The sequence below is a fragment of the Sinobaca qinghaiensis genome, from assembly GCF_003610495.1.
In the GTDB taxonomy this organism is placed as follows: Bacteria; Bacillota; Bacilli; order Bacillales; family Marinococcaceae; genus Sinobaca; species Sinobaca qinghaiensis.
This window is the reverse complement of record NZ_RAPK01000013.1, coordinates 57369-79225: the sequence shown is the minus strand read 5'-3', so window position 1 is coordinate 79225 and position 21857 is coordinate 57369. Positions and strand designations below refer to the sequence as shown.

Below are 21857 nucleotides of genomic sequence, written 5' to 3'. Positions count from 1 at the left end.
ATTTTCTAAAAAAATGCTATTACACTTACTAATTATTAAGATGCATTATCTTTTCTATTAAAGATAAAAGGAGGTTCACTACTATGAGATGTGAACATTGTGAACAACGAGAAGCCCGTATTGAATTAAATATGAATATAAATGGTTACCAGCAGAAAATGAACCTATGTGATGTATGCTACCGTGAAATCCGCCAGGAAATGAAACAGCCTTCCAGCGGATTTGGTAATCAGCCTGGTCAGTCCCCATTTGACCAGTTTTTCCAAAATATGATGAATTCGCAGATGAACAACAATCAGCAGCAGCCATCTGCCGGTAAAGGCGGAGGCAATAAAGGCGGCGGCCTGCTTGATGATCTGGGTAAAAACCTATCAGACGCAGCCCGTGCCGGCATGATCGATCCGGTCATCGGCCGTCATAAAGAAGTAGAGCGGGTTATTGAAACATTGAACCGCCGCAACAAAAACAATCCGGTTCTCATTGGAGAGCCCGGTGTTGGTAAAACAGCCATTGCAGAAGGCCTCGCTCTAAAAATTATGGAAGGCGATGTGCCGAATAAGCTGAAAAACAAGAAGATTTACCTGCTTGATGTTTCTTCGCTTGTAGCAAACACCGGTATCCGCGGCCAGTTTGAAGAGCGTATGAAACAGCTGCTTCAAGAGCTGCAGGACAGACAGGATGTTATTGTATTTATTGATGAAATCCATCAAATTGTGGGCGCAGGATCCGCCGAAGGATCTTCCGATGCAGGCAATATTATGAAGCCGGCACTTGCCCGCGGCGAAGTTCAGATTATTGGAGCTACTACGCTTAATGAATATAGAAAAATTGAAAAAGATGCTGCACTGGAGCGCCGTTTCCAGCCTGTTATGGTTAATGAACCGAACAGCGCCGATGCCGTGGCTATCCTGGACGGCCTAAAGCCAAATTATGAAGCATACCACCAGGTTTCTTATACAAAAGAAGCACTGGAAGCATGTGTTTCTCTTTCCAGCCGCTATATTCAGGACCGCTTTCTTCCAGATAAAGCTATTGACCTGATGGATGAGGCCGGTTCGAAGATTAACCTGCTTCACAGCAGCGATGATGAGCTTGAAATTCAAAGCCGTCTGGAACAAATAGCAGCAGAAAAAGAAAAAGCAACCCAGCAGGAAAACTATGAAAAAGCGGCTCAGCTCCGCGACGAAGAAACCCGTTTAATGAGCCAGCGCGATAAAGCAGCTGCGGGCGAATCCGTCAGCCAGAGCAAAGCAGAAGTAACGGTGGAAGTTATTCAGGAAATCATTGAAAACAAAACCGGTATTCCTGTACGCCGTCTTCAAAAAGACGAACAGCAGAAGATGAAAGATCTTCCTGAGCGCCTTAATGCCGACGTTATCGGCCAGGAGAACGCTGTCCAGAAAGTGGCACGGGCCATCCGCAGAAATCGTGCAGGTCTCCGCAGAGGAAGCCGTCCTATTGGTTCCTTCTTATTCGTAGGACCAACGGGCGTTGGTAAAACCGAATTATCCAAATCTCTGGCTAAAGAAATGTTTGGAGATAAAGAAGCGATGATCCGGCTTGATATGAGCGAATATATGGAAAAACATTCTGTATCCAAGCTTGTCGGTTCCCCTCCAGGCTATGTCGGCCACGAAGAAGCCGGACAGCTTACGGAGAAAGTGCGCCACAAGCCTTACAGCATTATTCTTCTAGATGAAATTGAAAAAGCGCACCCTGACGTGCAGCACATGTTTCTACAGATTATGGAAGATGGCCGTCTGACCGACAGCCAGGGACGTACCGTAAGTTTTAAAGATACGGTGATCATTATGACATCCAATGCAGGAACAGGCTTGAAAAAAGTCAGCGTTGGATTTGGCAGTCAGGACGACGACGAGCCAAAAGTAACTGAATCCCTTAAAACTTCCTTTAAACCGGAATTTCTTAACCGTTTTGACAGCATCGTTAAATTCGGTGAATTAAAACGTGAAGACTTAATTACCATCGTTGACATTATGCTCTCTGAAATCACAGAAGCAGCAGCAGAACAAGACATGAAGGTAGAAGTGTCCGATGAAGCAAAAGCAAAACTTGCTGATCTGGGCTACGATCCAGCCTTTGGTGCCAGACCGCTCCGCCGCGTAATTGCTGAGCAGGTCGAAGACGGCATTGCGGATCTCATGCTTGATGAAGAGAAATTAGAGCATATTACCGTCAGCCTGGTTGATGATAAAATAAGCGTAACGAACCACAGCAGCGTTTCTTCTCAAAAATAATATTCAAAAAAAGCCGAAGGCCCTTTCATAAAGGGCCTTCGGCTTTTACATACTATTTATTTAAACCAGCCTTTTTCTTTAAAGTGAGAAATTGCTTCAATGCGATTGCTAACGCCAAGCTTATCAAAAATGATAGATATATAGTTTCTGACCGTACCATTTGTAATAAAAAGCTCACTGGCTATTTCTTTTGTATTTTTACCGTCGGCGATCAGCTCAATGACCTGTTTTTCCCGATCTGTCAGCGGGTTATCGTTTTGAAAAACCATATCAACCAGCTCCGGGGCGTATACGCGGCGTCCTTTCATAATGACCCGGATGGAATCGGCCAATTCTTCACTTGGACTGTCTTTTAGCAAATAGCCGCCGACTTCTGCCTTTCGGGCCCTTTCAAAATAACCGGGTCTGGCAAACGTAGTTAATATAATTATTTTACAGGGATGGTCTTTCAACTCTTCTGCTGCATCCAAACCACTTTTTACCGGCATTTCAATGTCCATAATACACACATCCGGATTGAACTGATTTACGAGCGTGACCGCTTCCTGACCGTTTTTCGCTTTACCGATCACGGTCATGTCTTCTTCGAGGTCCAAAATAGAGCCAAGGGCTCCCAACAGCATTCCCTGATCTTCTGCAATCACTATTTTTATCATGCCATTCCCTCCTGTTTGACTTGTTTCACGACAGTAGGCACCCGAATAAACAGCTCCGTCCCCTCTTTGGATAAAACCTCGAGGGTGCCATTTACAAATTCCAGCCTCTCCTCCATTCCGCGGAGGCCGTTTTTCTTTGTAGGATCTATTTTTCCGGTGATGCCGGTTCCATTGTCCTTTACGCGGATACTCAGCTCATCCACTGATTCATTCAGTTCCACCAGGCACGTGGTTGCTTTACTGTGTTTTACTATATTGGTTACTGCTTCTTTTAAGCACATGCTGAGCACATTCTCCACAAGCGGCGGTGTCTTTTCGAGTGTGGTTTCGTCTTTAATAGTAAATTCCACCTCTGCGGCTTTTAAAACCTGTTCAATGCGGATTAATTCGTCTTTCAGCTTCGTCCCGCGCATATCAGAAACCATTTCCCGGACTTCTTTTAAAGCGGTCCGCGAGGTCTGGCTGATATCATTGATTTCCCGTTTAGCCGCTTCCGGATTGGCGTCTATCAGCTTCCCGGCGAGGTCACTTTTCAAGCCGACAAGCGAGAGCTTCTGTCCGAGCGTATCATGAAGATCTCTTGCAATCCGCTGCCGTTCTTCCATCACAACCATCTGGGAAATTTTCTGGTTGGCGTCTTTAAGCTGGCTTTCCAGTTTTTCCCGCTTGTTGCGGTTAAATGTGTTGAAAGGAAGCAGAATAATCCCTATAACGCTGATAACAATAAACGGAAACTGGGAGAGAAACAGTTCATTTTCCGTAAAAAACAAAATATTAATGGTCGCAACTGCTGTTAATAAATGAATACCATATAAAATATAAAAGCCTGTCTTATGCTTTACATTCCCTATGAAAAAGGCCAGGAAAAGAGAAAAATAAACATAGCCGTAAAAAAGCGTCATAATAATACTGATCGTAATTGCCGTTCCCACCCAAAAGTAAACAAGCCATCCAGAAGCTAGAAAGGTTAAGCGATAGGCCACGAAAAACAGCAGTATAAAAATAACGCCCAGAATAATTTCAGGAACAGTGGACGAACGGATAATAAAATAAAATGGCAGCAAAAAGAAAATAATCCATACATACGTGCTGAGCCATGTGTTTTTCGGAAAAATTTGATACCAATTATTCATGGCGCTCTCCTTAAAGGTTTGTGTCTTTTGTTTCTTTGTATGTCTTACTGTAAGTATATCAGACAATTCTCTTATTCCCCCTCTGCAGAATCGTTCTCTTCTTCTATGTGAAACAACCATACTTCTATAGAAAAAAAGCCATCCCCCGTTTTAAGGAATGGCTTCTTATACTATTACTTTTCCTGAAAGCTGGCTTTTTCCCTATCCAGTATCATGTTTTCTTTTAGAGTAGCTTTCTTCATTTCCCGAAAGCCTACAAACGTTTTATTCTTTTCGTCATAAAGACGGAAACGAATAGATTTCAAACTCGAACCAAGCGTGATCGTAGTAGCCTGTTGAAGAGGCGGCGTTGATTCATGGGCCTGTTCGAGATTATAGTTCGGCACGCGCGGGCTGAGATGGTGTACATGGTGATAGCCGATGTTTCCACTTGCCCACTGAAGTACCTTTGGAAGCTTGTAATAAGAACTTCCATCTACTGCAGCTTTAACAAAATCCCATTCGCTTTCTTCTTCGAAATACGAATCTTCAAATTGATGCTGCACATAGAAAAGCCAGATGCCGAGAGAACCGGAAACGAACAGGATTGGTCCCTGTACGAGCAGGAATGCCTGCCATCCGATGACAGCAATCATTACGCCGTAAATAGCTACAATGGACGCATTAATAATATACGTGTTTATGCGTTCTTTACGTCTTGGACCTTTACGGTTAAAACGGTTTGTAATAAGAAACAGGTAAAACGGTCCGAGGCCGAACATAACAAGCGGGTTGCGGTACAGACGGTAGGAGAATTTTTCAAAAGCAGATGCTTCTTTATATTCGTCTACGGTCATTACCCAGATGTCGCCAACGCCGCGCTTATCGAGATTACTGCTGGTCGCGTGGTGAATGGAATGTTCTCTTTTCCATTTTTCAAAAGGAAACAGCGTTATTATACCTGTTATCGTCCCTAAAATAGAATTGGCCTTCTTGCTTTTGAAAAAGGATTGGTGGCAGCAGTCATGAAAGATAATAAAGGTTCTTACGACGAAGCCGGACGCTATAATGGACAGTGGAAGACTGAGCCAGATGGAAATTGATAAGCTTTGGTATGCTAAAAACCATAAAGTAAAGAAAGGGATTAATGTATTGAAAAGTTGTTTAGTACTTTTTGACTGGTCTGATTTTTCAAACGGTGCTACGGTTTTTCGTAGTTGAGCCTGTTTTGCCTTACTCATATATAATCTCTCCCATTTCGATAGGCGTGTGTGTTTATTGGTTATAACTTAATCATATAGAGAAAGCCTGGAAGAGGTAAGACATGAAAGTCAGTTGCTCATATGACAGATGTCATGTATTTTTTCCCTGTTAATTCCCAAACTATAAAACGCTTTCTTTCTTAATCTGCCATAAAACCTTCATTTGTTCTCTATGAACGTGCTGTGCTATGCTTTTAGATAGATAATATGGAAAGGAGCACTCGCACACATGCGTTCTATGCTTAAGCCTTTACGCCTCACCGGAGTTATTGAAGGAATATCATTTGTCGCGCTCCTGTTTCTGGCTATGCCTCTTAAATACATGGCCGGGATAGATATGGCGGTGACAATCGTAGGGGCAGCCCACGGCGGTCTCTTCACTATTTATATTGCCCTTGTTCTTGTCGTATGGGTACAGAGACGCTGGTCATTTCTGCGTGCTTTAGTCGCTATGGCCGTTTCAGTGATCCCTTTCGGACCGTTTATTTTTGAAAAAAGTCTAAGACGGGAAGAAGAAACAGGTGTTACTCCCCTTACTTTTGGACAGTAATAGAGAAGACCCGGAAGCCTGTCCGTATTGAAACGGAGCAGGCTTTTCTACCGTTTGAAGGTAGTTGTCGTATTTTCTTTGTAAACATGATATAACAGATACAGATTGTTTTTTGAAAATGCAATTAAAGGAGTACATATGATGATTGAATGGAAAAATCTGCTGCGCGGGTTTGTCATGGGAACAAGTGATGTCATTCCCGGCGTAAGCGGCGGTACCATGGCTTTAATACTCGGTATTTATGGACGGTTGATTGACGGTATTAATAAATTGACGACAAAAGAATGGAAAAGCCAGCTCGGTTTTTTTATTCCTCTCGGTATCGGCATGGGGACAGCCATTCTGGCGTTGAGCAACGTCATCGAGTGGCTGCTCCTCGACTACCCGGAGCCTACCTTTTCGCTTTTTATCGGTTTAATTTTAGGTACCATCCCGTTTCTAATGAGAGAAGCAGACTATCGCCGGTCCTTTACCGGCAAACACTACGCTATCTTGGCAGTCGCTGCTGCTGTGGTGATTGCTTCGGGCCTTCTACAGGAAGATACCGGTGACATTATGACTTCGATTAGTTTAAGCGGCTATGTATTCTTATTTTTTGCGGGCTGGCTGGCAAGTTCAGCTATGCTGCTTCCCGGTGTGAGCGGTTCGTTTGTTCTTCTTATTATCGGAGCTTACCCTACTGTTATTGCCGCCGTGTCTTCTTTAAATCTTCTCGTTCTCATTGTTGTAGGCCTTGGTATAGTAGTTGGTATTCTTATCATGAGTAAATTTATCCACTTTCTGCTGCGCAATCATTCGAAGGGAACCTACGCTACAATGATCGGCCTTCTCATCGGCTCGCTTTTCGTTGTATTTCCAGGGATTCCCGGAAGCATCGGCCTCTTTTTCGCCAGTGTTGTGATGTTTTTGATTGGATTTGGCCTCGCTGTCATTTTAGGGCAGATTAATAACAGCAAACTATAATACAAAAACACCCGGTTCTTCAGGACTCTGTAAAGCAGAGAATCCGTGAAGACCGGGTGTTTTATTTATCTCATGTATAAAAATAAAAGCATTTATTCTGAAACCGATACGAGTTCTGCCTGAATAATGTAACGATCCGGAGCGTTGCCCAGGTAGTCGAGTGGATAACAGGTCGTCAGTGTCAGCGTTGGCGTATCCTTATCTACAATCACCGTCCGGTCGTCTTTATCCGTAATCCATGTTTTTGATATTTCATATTCATACCGCTTACCATCGTATTCCAGAGCCAGCATGTCGCCGGTTTCCAACTCTCCAAGCTCCGTAAAAACCGTATCTCGATGCCCGCTTAGAACCGTATGACGCTTTTGGTCGGGAGTGGTCGTCCATTCACTCACGTACATGCCTACGCCTTGTTTTAACGTAGCATCATCTGCCCCCCAAAACGTTTTATAGGCATTTTCAATTTTAGGAATTTCCAGGCGGGCCATTTCCTCGCCCTGCTCGTATCCTGTCACTTCATCGCTCATCACAGGGGCCGTTTCCTGCTCTGCGGGCTCAGAACTTCCAGCATCTTCCGTCTGTGTTTCTTCAGCCTCTGCCATATTGGCTTCAGCAGGAGCCTCTGTTTCGCTTTCTTCTATTGAAATGGTTTCAACCGACTGGCTTCCCTGCCACCATTGATAACCAAAGTAACCGGCCACGGCAAGACCCGCGCACATAATAAAAATATAGAGTTTTTCCATGTCGGCCTCCTCTTTTATGTATGGTTTCCATTATACGACAAGACACTGCATTCTTCCAGAATGAGTAAATCAATGAAATACTTATGCATTTCTCATCATTTTCTCATACAGCATTCAGGGTTCTTTCATTTTGTACCTTTATGATAAGGGTAACAAATTAAACAAGGAGGACATACAAAATGAAAAAATTTATGATTGCCAGTGCGTGCGTAATAGGCCTTGGAGGTGCTGCTGTTGGAGTTAATCAATTTTCAGCTTCTGCTGATGACGAAGTAGTTGGTGGAGTGTCACAGGATCAGTCGGAAAGTCAGGAACAAAATAACACTAACAGCGGCCTTCTATCTGTAGAAGAAATCAGTGAGATCGCTAATCAGGATTATCCGGGCAAAATAGTCGATATCGATCTGGAATCTGATGACGGCGTAAAGAAATACGATTTGGATATTATCGGAGAAGACTATAAGTATGAAGTAGAATATCATGCAGAAACCGGTGAATTTATTAAAGAAGATGAGAAAGAATCATTAAATTCTTCAAATCAGAAGGCAGAAAGCAATCTGCTATCCGCAGAGGAAATCAACGAACGGGCCAATCAGGATTATCCCGGCACCGTTACAGATGTAGATCTTGATTCCGATGACGGCGTGTATAAATATGACATTGACATCACAGGCAGCGAATTCGAATATGAACTGGAATATAACGCAGAAACCGGTGAATTTATTAAAGAAGACGAGAAAGAAAGAGTAAATGGATCTGAAAATACCGGAAAAACCGATGACGGCGCTGCTTCCAACAGAGACGACGATGACAATGATGATGACGATGATGAACGCGAATCCGCTTCCTCTACTAACGGGCTGGCTGTAAGTATGGATGACGCAAAAACTATTGCTGTAAAAGAAGTTGGAAACGGTGCTTCCGTTAAAGAAATTGAACTCGACGACGACGATGGCAGAATGCACTATGAGATGGAGCTTTATGACAATAATAACAATGAAGTAGATGTCGATGTCGATGCAGAAACCGGCGATGTTATGAAGGTCGATTATGACGATTAATTTCCGCTAATCAAAAAATCCTTCCTGAACAATCAGGAAGGATTTTAAAATGCTCTAAAAAGGATATATTTTGATAGTAGTAACCAGGATTAAAAACACAATCAACACCAAACGGCAATGCCGGTATTCTATATTTTATTGTAATTAACTGCGTGCAAATCTGCGGCGGAAGAACAGCATACTGCCGGCTGCGGCGGCCGCAATAGCTCCAGCTGCTGCGTAAAACGGATTATTCGTTGCCGTATCAGGAAGCGCACCGCCTTCTTTCATTTCCTCTTCCATCATTGCATCCATCGGCACTGCGCTGTTTACTACGTCTTCAGGTACCACGATTTCATCGACTCCATTGAAATTAGATACAGTCATATCCAGACTCTGTACAATATTCATACTTTCTTCTTCAATAGATAAATCCATGTCCAGGTCCATCGTGGTTTCCGTCATATAATGAGTTTCTTTGTCTACCGTCATCACATACTGAAGGTCATTCACCGTGATATCCTCAAAAATTGCAGCAGCCATCATGCCGGTATCTTCTTCAGGCATAATGGAAGTCAGCATTTCTTCAGCGGATTCCATCAGCTCGTCTCCCTCTCCTTCATAGGTAAGGATGTAACTGTCTCCAGCGTCTTCCACGGACATATCTTCTCCAAGCACAGCCGTCTGCTCCATCTGAGCTCCGCTTTGGGACATAGCGATAAGTTCATTAATGTCGCCCGTAAATGTCTCATCCATCTTTATCCAGCTTCCATCTACGTTCTGCTGGTAGAAGCCGTCTTCTGTCCAGTAGGAATCAAGCGTCGTCTCTTCGCCGTCCATGGACGTAGTCGCCGTCTGTTTCATGGAAAAAGGATTCATTATCACATCTTCCATAGAATGAGTCGTCGTAGTAAATGAACCGCCTTCCATCATCGGATCCGTTACCGTCTGCTCCATCATTGTTTCACTCGAATAACTCTCCAGCTCCATCATTGCCTTGTTTGATTCTTCCAGAATAGATGCTGCATCCGGCGTCTCTTCTGCAAAAGCCTGGGATGGAACAGCAACTGCGGTTGCTGCTGCTAACGTAAGTACTGCTGATTTCTTTTTCATTTGTTAAGCGCCCCTTATTTGGTTGTTTGTATGTAGGATCTAAGATGGCATGCTTATTTGAAAAAAAATAAGCAGGTACTTTTTTTATGCCCTACATTTCCAATTTCAAAACTTCTTTTCCTTAATTTGTTAAAAAATCCTCCAGGAGTTAACTGGAGGATTTTTCTTAATATGTTTTTTCTTTTGCAGGAGGAAGAGATGTAGTTACCTGTGTACCTGCGATAAAGTCATGAATCGCACGCTTGTCCTTGCGGATCGCTACCATAAAGATAGATACGATAACGCCTATGCCTAATGTAAACAGATAAACAATCCCGCTCACTACTACTCTCATAAGCATGGTGCCAATTCCTACGTTACTTCCGTCTTTTTTCACAATACGGATGCCTAACGCTTTTTTACCAACCGTATAGCCGGACCAAAGCACCGGCAGGGCTAAGCTGTAAAGAAGGCTGACGCTGTTATTCGCGAAATCCACACCAACATTCAACCCTTCTTCGGGAGCAGAAGCTGGCTCTACTCCAAAAACGTAAATAACAATAAGACCAATAATAAGTCCTGCGATCCCGACTATAACACCATCAATAATGTTAGCCGCAAGCCGCCTCCAAAAACCACCCGGCTGTCCTGTCATCATTATCTCCTCCTTATTTTATGTACTTCCTGTACCTTACATCTACTATAATAGAATAACATTCTTCACATTCTATTTTCCAATTTTTTGTGAATTTAAAATAAGTAAAACAAAAAGCTGCCTCTTTAAAGAGACAGCTCGATTATCAATCAGCAAATACGTGCTTGCCGATGGATAGTCTTGGTGTTCTTGTGAAAATCCAGGAAGATGTAGCATCTACCGGATTATAATAATAATTTGCGCCGGCTGAAGGATCCCAGCCGTTCCATGCATCCTTTACCGCCTGAAATGCGGTGGCGTCCGGAGCTAAGTAATACTGCCCGTCCTGTACTGCGGTAAACGCATTCACCTGGTGAATAACACCTGACGCAGAAGATGGAAACTCAGGAGACTCTATTCTATTTTTAATTACAGCAGCAACAGCTACCTGTCCTTCATAAGATTCTCCTCTAGCTTCCCCGTAAACTACCTGGGCGATGGATGTTACTTCATCCAGTCTGGCGATAGTAGCAGGACCTGCCACTCCATCGGCCGCAAGCCCGAAGTCTGCCTGAAACTGTCTTACTGCTTCAGTTGTCAGTGGACCGTAGTGTCCGGTTGATACAGAATTTAAGTAATTCATGCTGCGCAGCTTGTCCTGAATGCTGATGACTGTCTGCTCTTGAAGATTAACCTGTTCATTTGCCTGTGCCGGCTTCGAGTCGATAGAAAAACCTAATACCATAATAAGTGCAATAAAACTCGAAACCAGCCATTTATTATTAATCATTGAACCCCTCCTTCCTTATTACTTTACCTCAAAGTGAACAAAACAACTCAGTATTTTCACTTTTCAGTAATTATTACCTACCCAACATTTTTCCTCATTTATTCAAACGTTTCACGTGAAACAAAAAAAGGCCCTTCCAGGAAGGGCCTTCAAAAATACTTTTTTATGCCTTTACTAAAAACCAGCCATTTTTAAGATTTTCTTTATTGTAGGCAAACCGATTTTTACTGTTATCCAATACGGAACCGCCGGCAGCTTCAACTACTGCCTGTCCGGCCGCTGTGTCCCACTCCATTGTCGGTGCATAGCGCGGATAGAAGTGTGCCTGCCCTTCGGCAACGAGGCAGAACTTCAGTGAACTTCCTGCGGAAACGACATTCACCGGGTCGTGTATGTCTTTTAATTCATTAATAAAAGCTTCCGTTTCCTCATTCATATGAGAGCGGCTGGCTACTACTTCGGCCGGTCCCTCCGGCGACAGCGCGGAAATAATCTCCCCCATGCTCCACATCTCGTCAAAAGAAGCAAAGCCGCGGTTGGAAGCCTGGGCTATTTTAACCGCCCCTTTCTCTCCATACCCTACATACAACGTATCGAGAGCTGGTGCATAAATCACACCCAATACCGGGTAGGAATCTTCGATCAGCGCGATGTTCACAGTGAACTCACCATTCTTTTTAATAAATTCCTTCGTGCCGTCGAGCGGATCAACCAGCCAGAATTTTTTCCAGTTCTTTCTCTCTTCGTAGGAAGCAATCGTTCCTTCTTCACTTAGAACGGGGATGTCCGCATCCAGTTTTTCCAGGCCGGCGGCTATCGTCTGATGGGCTCGTTTGTCCGCTATGGTAAGCGGCGAATCATCGTCTTTATGCTCGACCTCCATATCCCCCGAATACACATCCATAATATCGATTCCAGCGGCTACCGCTATATCTTTTAGTGAGTATACCAGCTCTTTGTACATCGAAACATCCTCTCTCTGCTTTTAAAACGTATTTTGGTTGATTAGGCTTTAATAACGGCGATAACAAGCAGAATCCAGCCGGCAATAAAGGCTGTTCCCCCAATGGGAGTAATTGCTCCAAGCCAGCCGATACCAGTAAAAGCCATCGTATATAAACTACCGGAAAAAATAATAATCCCGGCAAATAACAGCCACCCTGCCCAGGCGATAAGGGCACTGCCGCCCATGTGAGCAGCTGCAAGTCCGATGGCCAGAAGACCAAGGGCGTGCATGATATGGTACTGAACACCGGTTTGATAAACCTCTATCAGCCTTGCGCTGATACGCCCCTCAAGTCCGTGCGCTCCAAAAGCGCCGAACCCGACAGCGATGGCCGCGTTCAGCGCTCCAAGTATAATAAATAGTTTCCACATACATATTCTCCTTTGCGGTTCTTCCTAAAAATCAAATAGGCTGCCGTCTGTAGAAGGCAGTTCTTCTGGCGAGACGGTGGATTCCGGCTTTGAACCGGCGGATTCTTTAACTTTTTGAACAGGTACAGGCCGCTCCTTCGGCATTTCCGGCGCTGGCTTCCGGTTCTGTATAGAAGCATGCCCCGCGCCTCCGGTATCGGAAGCCAGCAATACCCCGCAGTATGCTTCCAATATGCGCGCGTGAGCTTTCACTTCTGCCTCTTCTTCTTTATCTGCATGATCTGAGATCATAATAAGCTCTTCTTCCATCTTTTCCAACAAAGCCCGGATGGAGATATTCATTAGTAAGTCACCTGCTTTCGGCTTTCTATGCTTTGTATAGTATAGCATCTTGCATAGCCATGGTTAAGTAGCAGCTTTGTGATCTTATACTTATCGTGAATAGATCAAAACAGATAAAGCAGAATCAGCCGGCCGTGCTCGTCTGGAGAACTTAAACCGGCGCTCTTTCAAACTGTTGATTGGTATACAAGAACCTGCTTTTTTAAAAAGATCTTACCGCAATAGTGCAGCGGGAAACACAGAGGAGCTTGTCTTCCTCATCCATCAGCTTGATTTCCCATACCATTGTCGAACGTCCTATGTGAAGGGGAATACCTACTGCTGTAACGATCCCCTCTTTTTTGCTCCTAATATGATTGGCGTTTATCTCGAGGCCCACCACGTATTGTTTATCCTGGTCTACCAGATGATAAGCGCCTACACTGGCTAAGGTTTCAGCAAGAGCTACTGACGCGCCTCCGTGAAGAAGACCAAACGGCTGCTTTACTCTTCCGTCTACCGGCATTTCCGCTATCACTTTTTCTTTTTCCAGCGTAACGATACGAATACCCAATGCATCCATTAACGTCTCATATTGTACATCTTCTGCCATGAATATCACTCCTTTTTCTGTAATCTTTCTAACTCATTATAGAAAAAAGACACTGCTTTTATGTTAAAAAGCAGTGCCTGGGCTGGCAGGTATTAGACGATTGTATAGCCGAAACTTTCAATTTTTGCGTAGCTTTCTTCGTCTATTACCCAGAATTTATTGTTGTTGTCCTGAACGACTACTTCCTTATCGGCTGCGGCCTCTTTGGCTGCTTCCTTCTCTTCGTACTTTACTGCCGGAATCTGCATGTCATCGATTAGAATATAAGCCATGCTTACAACACCTCCGTAATGATAGAAATACCCGTTGTTTTCTATCATTAAACGAAGAAGAAAGACTCATTTTTTTAATTTTCCAGTTCTCCTAATTTCTTTAAATGGGGTTGAAGCTTATCAAGATTTTCTTTAGGAATGGAACGCTTTGGGACGTTCACCTTTTTTTCCTTTGATGTTTTTTTAGCTGCCAGCACGGTTTTAATGCCGGCTATGTTAAGGCCCTGGTCGATAAGCTCTTTAATATCGCTGCACCGGTCAATATCTGCTAGTGAAAACAGCCGTTGGTTGCCCTGATTTCTCTCTGGAGAAATCAGCCCCTGTTCTTCGTAGTATCGTATTTGCCGTGCGGACAAATGAGTCAATTCCTGCACTACGCTGATGGGGAAACATGCGGTATGACGGGGAATATGGCCTTTCACCCTGCTCTCCTCCTTTTCTCCTTCCAAGACCTGATCACCTTGTCCGGCTATTTAAATGAGCGTATACATCATGAAGTGTTTCAAACCCCTGTTCCATCGTCCCCTCTACTGCCCGCTTCCAGAGTTCGGCCGTCATTACGGCATCTCCAAGGGCATTATGGCGATTTTCTACAGGAATTTTATAGTGCCCGCACCAATCATCAAGCGTATGAAGCTCATGCTCAGGAGCGGCGATTTTCATTAAAAAGGATGTATCAAGCAGGCGGTGCTTGAAGCTTGTACCGATAGCCTGATAGGTAGCATGCTGCAGAAATTTTCTTTCATGGCTTGCATGGTGGGCGACAAGGAGATCCGTCTGCGCAAAGTTATAGAAAGCTGTCAGAGCATCTGCAAGCGGCGGTGCCTCCTGCAGTTCTTCTTTTTTCAGGCCGGTCAGCTCCCCGATTTCCTCGGATAAAGCATCCGGTTCCTGCACTGTGGTATAAAACGTGTCATCTTTCTGCACGTTGCTGTTTTTAATCTTAACGGCTCCAATAGAGAGAATTTTGTCTCCCCCATCCGGGTAAAATCCGGAGGTTTCCAGATCAAGCACGGTGATCCGCAGGGAAGAGATTGGCTTTGTAAGCGGCTGTTCTGCTTTTAACTCTTTTTGCAGGTGTCTCATAAAAGATTGGTGCTGAGGGTTGGACTGGTCTACTCCTGAGAACTGACGGACCCACTGAAACATATTATTCATTACCATTACTGGTCACCTGACTCCATATGTTTTTTAGTCTGCTGAAACAGATTCTTTCCCTCTTTTAATGCTTTTTTCAACTGCTGCTTTTCGTCTTTGTCCAGTTCTTCGATCGGTACATAGTGCACATCATCGTAGGTTTTCTGCTTTTTCGAAAAGGAAGCCCGCAGATCAAGCATATGGTTAAAATGATCTTTTTTCCCTTGAACAAATGGATACTTTTCACTTGTCTGGTCCATCCGGCTGGCCGTTCCGGCTTCCTGTATGCTCTCTTTAATTGCAAGCAGCCGCATCGCATGTACATAGGGAAAGAAACCAACATCTTTAATATGCATCGATCCTGTATAGGCTCCTTTATCTTCCGGTAGCAGCCTGCCAAATGCGTTTACACCTTTATGAAGATAGGAAGTATTTTCAGACATCCGCTTTAATAAGGAGGGATTCTCCTGCGCTTTTTGAAATACGTGATTTTTGATTTCCTCCAGAAACTCTGTTTCTCCTACAAGAGTTCTGGCGTCCACAAATGTCAGCAGGTGACGGAGCGTTTCCCAGGTATCTGTCTCAATCCACCCGTCGATCTGCTCTTTCCATCCATCGATGCTGTGGCACCAGCGGGGGTGTGAGGCCATTACTTTCCCTTCACAGCGGGGATAGCCCACGTGCGCCATACCTTCGCGTATTTCTTCTCCTACTTTTAAAAAGTAGGACTGGTGTTCTTCGTCGCTGCCGTCGAATACAATCCCATGGTCCTGATCGCTGAATGTTGCCTGTTCTTTACGCCCTGCGCTTCCCATTAGAAAAAAAGCAAAGTGAGCGGGAGAAGGTCCCCGCTCACTTTCTACTTTTTGTATAGCAAGAGCAATGGTTTCCTTAATCCACTCATCATGTGCGTCATTGAGCTTCATTGGATCTTCTGCAATCTCGTTTACCTGGGACTCTTTGAGCTGTTTAATGTCTTCATAGGACTCATAAGAAGGTGACAGAGGGCCTTTGCCCTCCTGCGGAGATACGGAAGATTTTGTCATATTACGCTCCTGTCTTTGATTCAGAATTGTTTGATTCTGCTGCTTTCAGTGCCTCTGGATAACCATAGCTTCCATGTTCACTTATATCAAGACCCATAATTTCTTCTTCTTCAGAAACTCTTAGGCCTCCTGTAATACCTTTCGTGATAAGAAGAAGTACATAAGCTGCGACAAAAGCGAAGAGTCCGCAGGCAACAACACTGATAGCCTGTACACCCAGCTGCGTAAGTCCGCCGCCATAGAACAATCCTGCACGTCCTCCGTTTAGTTCAGCTAATGCCGGTGTAGCAAAGAATCCTGTAGAAAGTGTACCCCAGATACCTGCTGCCCCGTGAACGGAGATAGCAAAGATCGGATCGTCAATTCCAAGCTTTTCTACCAGCTTCATGCTTCCAAATACAATCAATCCACCGATGATACCAATAATAACTGCGGCCCACGGGTCAACGAATGCGCAGGATGCTGTAATAGCTACAAGTCCTGCAAGTGCTCCATTCAGCATAGTCGGTACGTCCGGCTTGCCGATAACAGCCCATGCAATAAGGAGAGCCGCCACGGCACCGCCTGCTGCTGCAAGCTGAGTATTCAATGCAACAAAGCCAAAGAACGCATCATCTACACCGAATGTACTACCAGCGTTAAATCCAAACCAACCTACCCATAGAAGAAGTACACCTAAAGCCGTAAATACCTGGTTATGTCCTGCTAATTCGTTAGGAGAACCATCTTTATTAAATTTACCAATACGCGGCTTAAGTAGAATCGTTGCCGCCATCGCTGCCATTGCACCAGTTAAGTGAACTACAGTAGAACCTGCGAAATCCTGTTTACCAAGCTCGCTGATCCAGCCTCCGCCCCAGATCCAGTGGGCAACTACCGGATAAACAACAGCCGAGAACAATAAGGCAAATACAATATAAGCTGATAATTTAGCTCTTTCTGCAAATCCGCCAAATGCAATCGTTAATGCAATGGCTGCAAAAGCAAGCTGAAAGATAAAGTCAACGGAACCAGCCAGCCCATCAAACATTGTAGTAGCATCACCGAAGAAAAAGTCTGAGAAACCAATGATGCCGCCAAGACTTTCCCCGTAAATAAAACCGTAACCGACAGCCCAGAAAACTAGAGATGCTATTCCCAGTGTAAATACTGTCTTACCGGCAATATGCCCGGCGTTTTTCATTCGCGTTGAGCCGGCCTCCAAAAGAATAAACCCACCCTGCATTAGAATAACTAGAATAAATGCGATCATAACCCACAGATTGTTCATTAAAAACATTGGATCCATCTAAAAATCTCTCCTCTCAAATGTGAACTTAGTTAACATCTTGCGTTAATGTTATTTTACATTTTAAATTTTCAGAATCCAGTTTTTTGTTAGATAATCTTACATGCAAATGGAATACATAATTCTGCGCCCTTTTAGTCTGCTCTTAGTGCGGCAGTGGTGATAGCGATTTCAAAACATAACAAAAAAACTACCTGAAAACAGGCAGTTTTTTTGTAGGAAGTGTCTATTTATCGTTTTTTATTTATCATAAGGAAAGTCATCCGGGTGATAACCGTACCGAAGATCTTCGTTCATCCCGTCAATAGCCTGAATATCTTCAGCCGTAAGGGAAAAATCGAATACCTGGGCGTTGGCAGTAATCCGCTCCGGAGTGATTGATTTTGGAATCGTTACAACTTTGGTCTCCAGGCACCAGCGGATAAGAATCTGCGCTGTTGTTTTCCCATGCCTGTCCGCAATCTGCTGGATGGTTTCATCTTCCAGCAGGTCCCCTCTTCCGAGCGGGCGCCATGCTTCCATTTGAATTCCATGCGTTTCACAAAACTCACGAAGTCCTTTTTGAGCGTTTTTCGGATGATACTCCACTTGGTTTACCGCAGGCGTAATTTTTGCTTCCTTCATTAGATTCTCCAAATGTTCTTCTGTAAAATTGCTGACGCCGATCGCTTTTACTTTTCCTTCATTATATAATTTTTCCATAGCGCCCCAGGTTTCTTTATACTTTCCCGGAACCGGCCAGTGGATAAGGTACAGGTCAATAACATCTACGCCAAGTTTTTGGCGGGAGCGTTCAAAAGCTTCCATTGTCTGTTCAAATCCCTGTTCATCATTCCACACTTTTGTTGTCAGAAAAATTTCTTCTCTGGGAACGCCGCTTTCCCGAATAGCTTCTCCTACACTTTCTTCATTATCATAAAAGGAAGCCGTATCGATGCTTCTATATCCGTCTTTCAATGCCTGAAGCACCGCATTTTTTGTAGGTTCTCCAGATTCGGCTTTATACACGCCGAGTCCGACCCAGGGCATGTTTACTCCATTATTTAATGAAACGGTTGCTGTATTTATCATATAACATCTCTCCTTCATTTATACGTTTGTTGGAATGGACCAGTCTATTTCCGGACGGCCGGCCTTCTTTAAGAACGTGTTGGTTCTTGAAAACGGCTTGCTTCCAAAAAATCCACGATGTGCGGCAAAAGGACTGGGGTGTGCCGATGTAATAATCATATGATGGGAATTGGTAATCAGTTCTTGTTTTGACTGCGCATGTTTCCCCCACAGCAGAAAAACAACTGGATCTTCTTTTTCGTTAATTCTTTTTATAATTTCATTCGTGAATGTTTCCCAGCCTTTGTTTTTGTGGGAATTGGCCTCTGCTTTACGCACGGTCAGCACTGTATTTAACAGCAGTACTCCTTCGTCGGCCCATTTTTTTAAATACCCATGACCGGGTGGTTCCAACCCAAGGTCTTCTTCTAGTTCTTTAAAAATATTCTGGAGGGACGGAGGAGTTTTTACTTTTGGCTGCACCGAAAAGCTCAATCCGTGAGCCTGATTCGGCCCGTGATAGGGATCCTGTCCCAAAATAACAACTTTTGTATTTTCATAGCTTGTATAATGAAGCGCATTATAAATATCATACATATCCGGATACACCGTATGCTCTGTATATTCTTTCTTTAAAAACTGCCGTAGCTCTTCATAATACTCTTTTTCAAACTCTTCTTCGAGAAGCGGAGCCCAATCATTTTCCAATATGTTCATAGACGATTCTCCTTTGTGCGGCATCTGGAATCTATACCCGCTGTCTGAGATATGAAAACGTCCTCCACCTAAAAGATACATGCTTAGAAACCATGAAATAGTGGTATGAGTAACTATGCTCCGATAAAGATAAATGGAAAGCAGGAGAGGTGAGTTTATATGGACGATAAAGAAAACAGACGATTTCGATCCGACCGCAGCAAGGATAATCTGGATGCAAGAGATGATCGTTCTGCCGAGCGGAACACGTTCGAAGACGATGACAGAAGAAGAGATGAAGAACCCGCAATGATGAACGACAGGGATAGAGACCGTTTTGATGAACGCGATGAACACAGGCGCAGGGATGAACGCCTCGATAACCGCGACCGGTCGGTGTCAGACCGGAAAAATGACCGCCATTCCAGTAGAGATGCAGGCGATGGAGGAAAGAACAACAAAGCATTAGTAGCTCTTATATTAGGTATTCTTTCTGTGTTGGCTTTCTTTGTTCCTCCTGTAGGCTTTCTATTGGGCCTTATTGGTTTAATTCTTGGTATTATGGGACTTCGTGCGGTAAAGCGGGCGTTTAAAACAGGAAGAGGTCTTGCCATTGCCGGTATTATCTTCAGTACTATCGGTATGGTAATCTCCGGTCTTTTGATTGTTTTAGGCCTGCTGGCTGTATTACTTGGGGATAACCTGCCTCCAGAAATACAAAACGAGATTAATCAGCAGATGGAGCAATTTCAAAATTAATGAAGAAAAGAGACGGCTGAGCTGTCTCTTTTTTTGTTCTCTGCACAATACAATTGTGATATAATGTAATAATATGGAAATGATATTTTCCAAGTAATTTACAAGGACGGATCATTATGACACTGACACTGCTGGACGAATCATTTACTGTATTTTCTTTATCCGAAACCCAAAGCGCCGCTTTGGAGAAAAGCTGGCATTTTTTATGGAAACCATCTGGAGCAGTAGATATCCTTCACTCCGTTACTCTGAAAATGAAACAGGCAGCCGCCTTCTCTCTGCTGGATGCTGCCATTCGAAAAGAGCTGCTGTTGTTTTTAGACAACACCACCTTTCTTTTTTTACTTTACGATTATGAGGTACTGTCCGAAGATCCATTATTTTTTGAATACCTTCAGAAAATTGGCAGCCAGACTTTTGTATAAACACAAAAAAGAGCCTCCGGCGTGGTACTATACCACCCGTAAGGCTCTTTGTATTATATTATTCTTGGAGGGACGCTTCTCTTAAACGCTTCAGATGAAGGGGAGCATCCATTTTATCGTTAACCACTATTTCAATAAAATGAAGCGAGTCCGTCTCGTCTAATTGAGCTGCTGCCTGCTTTAGTTCTTCTGTTGTTGTCACCCGAGTTGTGCGGGCTTTTGTATAAAAGCTTTTAACTAGTTTGATATAGTCCCATTCCGGAATGTCATTATACTCTGCCTGAGGATTGTCCGTATTCAAATAACGCTCGACCGTATACCCTTTATTATTGAGAAAGAACACAACCGGTTTAATATTCTGCTCGGCCATGGAACTGAGTCCCTGGGCAGTCAGCTGAAAGGAACCATCTCCAATAAATAAGAGCACGCGTCTTTCCGGCGCTGCCATCTGGGCTCCAAAGGCTGCCGGCAGTGCATATCCGATACTCTGCCAGGAGCCCTGGGAGATATAGACCGAATTCTCAGGAAGCCGAACGTGAGCCAGCCCGTAGGAAAGAGTACCTGTTTCTACTACAAGAATATCTTTCGGCCGGAGAACCGATTGAATGATCGGATAATATGTTTCGGCACGAAGCGGTTCCAGCTTTTCCGGAAGCTCATCATAAAAAGAGGGAAAATAGGATTTATCCTCGAAAACAGGACATTTTTCTGACAGAAGAGCATCGATAAGCACTTCCATCTTCATTTTCCCGGCAGATTCTCCTTGAACAAACAGCTCCATCGGCTGCAGATCGATTCTTTTTTTTCGGTGAAGCTCTGCTGTAAACTTCGCCGTATTAAAATCAGACTCCAACAGGCCTGCGGTAATAATTATATCAGCATTTTCTACATATTCCCGGACTTCCTGATTTCCAAAAGCTCCGCCATACATACCGATATACAGAGGGTGCTGTTCGTTAAAGCCACTTTTTCCCTGCATCATCTGCGCAGTTGGAATATTTAAATACTCGGCTAACTGCAGAACTTTTTCTTTTAAATGATGGCGGATCGTATAAATATCTACCAGCAGTACAGCGGAGTCCGCCTGCTGAAGAGCTTTTTTGACTTCCTCAGCCCCTTGTGCAGCCAATTTGGCTTCATTTTTCTGCGTACCGCTCTCGTCTCCCGGGCTGTCTGTGTTTATTTTCATCAACGCCACGTCCTGAGGGATATCTATATAAACCGGTTTTCTGTGCTCTAAAGCAGCCGCAATCGCCGCGGGTATCTCCCTGACTGCATTGTCTGCGGTGATTTTGATCGCACGTTCTGTAATTTCCCGGTGCATACGCAAAAAGACATCGTAGTCTCCGTTCATTAAAGTATGGTGGGCCTTTGTTCCGTTTTCCTGCATGGAGGAAGCGGGAGAACCGACAATTTCAATGAGCGGCACCTGTTCACTGTACGCGCCTGCCATTGCATTAGCCGCACTTAAATCTCCCACTCCAAACGTAGTAATTAAAGCAGACATTCCTTTGATCTGGGCATATCCGTCAGCAGCATACCCGGCATTAAGCTCGTTGCGGTTATCAATAAATTGAATGGCTGTATACTTCTCCAGTTCATCAAGAAGGGCAAAATTATAGTCGCCCGGCACACCGAATATTTCTGTTATTCCTTCTTTCAGCAAACAATCATATAAATAGCTGCTTATCGTTTTCCACTCTGCCATAAACTGCCTCCTGTAATCATTTAGTACTATCTCTGTTCCCAAGATTGATTGATTTCAGACATAGA

25 protein-coding genes are annotated in these 21857 nt (G+C 44.0%); 6 read left to right on the top strand and 19 right to left on the bottom strand.

Going from position 1 to position 21857, the window contains the following annotated elements; translation table 11 throughout:
* The first annotated feature begins 83 nt into the window (after positions 1 to 83).
* On the top strand, positions 84 to 2258 hold the full coding sequence (locus ATL39_RS16800) for an ATP-dependent Clp protease ATP-binding subunit (RefSeq protein WP_120194537.1): 2175 nt from the start codon (positions 84 to 86) through the stop codon (positions 2256 to 2258).
* Between the two features lie 56 nt (positions 2259 to 2314).
* Here ATL39_RS16800 and ATL39_RS16795 read toward each other — a convergent pair whose 3' ends face one another.
* From ATL39_RS16795 to desA, 3 genes are all read right to left on the bottom strand, one after another.
* Entirely contained in the window at positions 2315 to 2914 is a 600-nt protein-coding gene (locus tag ATL39_RS16795) for a response regulator transcription factor (protein ID WP_120194536.1), read from the bottom strand.
* Positions 2911 to 4047 carry a sensor histidine kinase gene (locus tag ATL39_RS16790; RefSeq protein WP_120194535.1) on the bottom strand — a complete coding sequence of 379 codons (1137 nt, stop codon included), beginning with the start codon at positions 4045 to 4047 and terminating at the stop codon, positions 2911 to 2913. Before ATL39_RS16790 ends, ATL39_RS16795 begins: the two co-directional genes overlap by 4 nt.
* A gap of 173 nt (positions 4048 to 4220) precedes the next feature.
* Positions 4221 to 5267 (bottom strand): Delta(5) desaturase DesA, encoded by a 1047-nt coding sequence (desA, locus tag ATL39_RS16785; protein WP_120194534.1) that lies wholly within the window; start codon positions 5265 to 5267, stop codon positions 4221 to 4223.
* Between the two features lie 250 nt (positions 5268 to 5517).
* Between desA and ATL39_RS16780 the strand changes: the two genes are divergently transcribed.
* Together ATL39_RS16780 and ATL39_RS16775 are read left to right on the top strand one after the other, a co-directional pair.
* Positions 5518 to 5838 carry a DUF3817 domain-containing protein gene (locus ATL39_RS16780; protein WP_120194533.1) on the top strand — a complete coding sequence of 107 codons (321 nt, stop codon included), beginning with the start codon at positions 5518 to 5520 and terminating at the stop codon, positions 5836 to 5838.
* Between the two features lie 141 nt (positions 5839 to 5979).
* Complete coding sequence (locus ATL39_RS16775) at positions 5980 to 6801, top strand: DUF368 domain-containing protein (protein ID WP_120194532.1); 822 nt, start codon at positions 5980 to 5982, stop codon at positions 6799 to 6801.
* Positions 6802 to 6893: 92 nt separating this feature from the next.
* On the opposite strand, the gene ATL39_RS16770 is transcribed toward ATL39_RS16775, so the two are convergent.
* Positions 6894 to 7544: a class D sortase gene (locus tag ATL39_RS16770; RefSeq protein ID WP_120194531.1), complete on the bottom strand. Its 651-nt coding sequence runs from the start codon at positions 7542 to 7544 to the stop codon at positions 6894 to 6896.
* A 179-nt stretch (positions 7545 to 7723) separates the two neighbouring features.
* Between ATL39_RS16770 and ATL39_RS16765 the strand changes: the two genes are divergently transcribed.
* Positions 7724 to 8605 carry a PepSY domain-containing protein gene (locus ATL39_RS16765; RefSeq protein WP_120194530.1) on the top strand — a complete coding sequence of 294 codons (882 nt, stop codon included), beginning with the start codon at positions 7724 to 7726 and terminating at the stop codon, positions 8603 to 8605.
* Positions 8606 to 8749: 144 nt separating this feature from the next.
* On the opposite strand, the gene ATL39_RS16760 is transcribed toward ATL39_RS16765, so the two are convergent.
* The 14 genes from ATL39_RS16760 to ATL39_RS16695 form a co-directional block, all read right to left on the bottom strand.
* Positions 8750 to 9697, bottom strand: a complete 948-nt coding sequence (locus tag ATL39_RS16760; RefSeq protein ID WP_120194529.1) for a DUF6612 family protein — start codon at positions 9695 to 9697, stop codon at positions 8750 to 8752.
* Positions 9698 to 9863: 166 nt separating this feature from the next.
* Complete coding sequence (locus tag ATL39_RS16755) at positions 9864 to 10331, bottom strand: RDD family protein (RefSeq protein ID WP_120194528.1); 468 nt, start codon at positions 10329 to 10331, stop codon at positions 9864 to 9866.
* 145 nt (positions 10332 to 10476) lie between these two features.
* Positions 10477 to 11100: a cell wall hydrolase gene (locus tag ATL39_RS16750; protein WP_120194527.1), complete on the bottom strand. Its 624-nt coding sequence runs from the start codon at positions 11098 to 11100 to the stop codon at positions 10477 to 10479.
* Between the two features lie 163 nt (positions 11101 to 11263).
* Entirely contained in the window at positions 11264 to 12064 is an 801-nt protein-coding gene (gene cysQ, locus ATL39_RS16745) for a 3'(2'),5'-bisphosphate nucleotidase CysQ (protein WP_120194526.1), read from the bottom strand.
* Between the two features lie 41 nt (positions 12065 to 12105).
* A complete protein-coding gene (locus ATL39_RS16740) occupies positions 12106 to 12477 on the bottom strand; it encodes a DUF423 domain-containing protein (RefSeq protein ID WP_120194525.1) in 372 nt (123 codons plus the stop codon).
* A gap of 24 nt (positions 12478 to 12501) precedes the next feature.
* Positions 12502 to 12819: a DUF5327 family protein gene (locus tag ATL39_RS16735; protein ID WP_120194524.1), complete on the bottom strand. Its 318-nt coding sequence runs from the start codon at positions 12817 to 12819 to the stop codon at positions 12502 to 12504.
* A 202-nt stretch (positions 12820 to 13021) separates the two neighbouring features.
* Positions 13022 to 13411 (bottom strand): hotdog fold thioesterase, encoded by a 390-nt coding sequence (locus ATL39_RS16730; protein WP_120194523.1) that lies wholly within the window; start codon positions 13409 to 13411, stop codon positions 13022 to 13024.
* Positions 13412 to 13503: 92 nt separating this feature from the next.
* Positions 13504 to 13683 carry a hypothetical protein gene (locus ATL39_RS16725; RefSeq protein ID WP_120194522.1) on the bottom strand — a complete coding sequence of 60 codons (180 nt, stop codon included), beginning with the start codon at positions 13681 to 13683 and terminating at the stop codon, positions 13504 to 13506.
* 74 nt (positions 13684 to 13757) lie between these two features.
* Positions 13758 to 14105: a MerR family transcriptional regulator gene (locus ATL39_RS16720; protein WP_120194521.1), complete on the bottom strand. Its 348-nt coding sequence runs from the start codon at positions 14103 to 14105 to the stop codon at positions 13758 to 13760.
* Positions 14106 to 14139: 34 nt separating this feature from the next.
* Positions 14140 to 14847, bottom strand: coding sequence for an exonuclease domain-containing protein (locus ATL39_RS16715; protein WP_120194520.1), 708 nt, complete (start codon positions 14845 to 14847; stop codon positions 14140 to 14142).
* Positions 14847 to 15866, bottom strand: coding sequence for a DUF294 nucleotidyltransferase-like domain-containing protein (locus tag ATL39_RS16710; protein ID WP_120194519.1), 1020 nt, complete (start codon positions 15864 to 15866; stop codon positions 14847 to 14849). Before ATL39_RS16710 ends, ATL39_RS16715 begins: the two co-directional genes overlap by 1 nt.
* Before the next feature lies 1 nt (position 15867).
* Positions 15868 to 17154: an ammonium transporter gene (locus ATL39_RS16705; RefSeq protein WP_120194518.1), complete on the bottom strand. Its 1287-nt coding sequence runs from the start codon at positions 17152 to 17154 to the stop codon at positions 15868 to 15870.
* A 240-nt stretch (positions 17155 to 17394) separates the two neighbouring features.
* Positions 17395 to 18225, bottom strand: a complete 831-nt coding sequence (locus tag ATL39_RS16700) for an aldo/keto reductase (RefSeq protein WP_120194517.1) — start codon at positions 18223 to 18225, stop codon at positions 17395 to 17397.
* Positions 18226 to 18243: 18 nt separating this feature from the next.
* Positions 18244 to 18921: a uracil-DNA glycosylase gene (locus ATL39_RS16695; protein ID WP_120194516.1), complete on the bottom strand. Its 678-nt coding sequence runs from the start codon at positions 18919 to 18921 to the stop codon at positions 18244 to 18246.
* A 159-nt stretch (positions 18922 to 19080) separates the two neighbouring features.
* On the opposite strand from ATL39_RS16695, the gene ATL39_RS16690 reads away from it, so the two are divergent.
* Together ATL39_RS16690 and ATL39_RS16685 are read left to right on the top strand one after the other, a co-directional pair.
* Complete coding sequence (locus ATL39_RS16690; RefSeq protein ID WP_120194515.1) at positions 19081 to 19659, top strand: DUF4190 domain-containing protein; 579 nt, start codon at positions 19081 to 19083, stop codon at positions 19657 to 19659.
* A 116-nt stretch (positions 19660 to 19775) separates the two neighbouring features.
* Positions 19776 to 20084: a hypothetical protein gene (locus ATL39_RS16685; RefSeq protein WP_120194514.1), complete on the top strand. Its 309-nt coding sequence runs from the start codon at positions 19776 to 19778 to the stop codon at positions 20082 to 20084.
* A gap of 58 nt (positions 20085 to 20142) precedes the next feature.
* Here the strand turns inward: ATL39_RS16685 and ATL39_RS16680 are convergent, their stop codons facing one another.
* Positions 20143 to 21792, bottom strand: coding sequence for an alpha-keto acid decarboxylase family protein (locus ATL39_RS16680; protein ID WP_120194513.1), 1650 nt, complete (start codon positions 21790 to 21792; stop codon positions 20143 to 20145).
* Between the last annotated feature and the right edge of the window lie 65 nt (positions 21793 to 21857).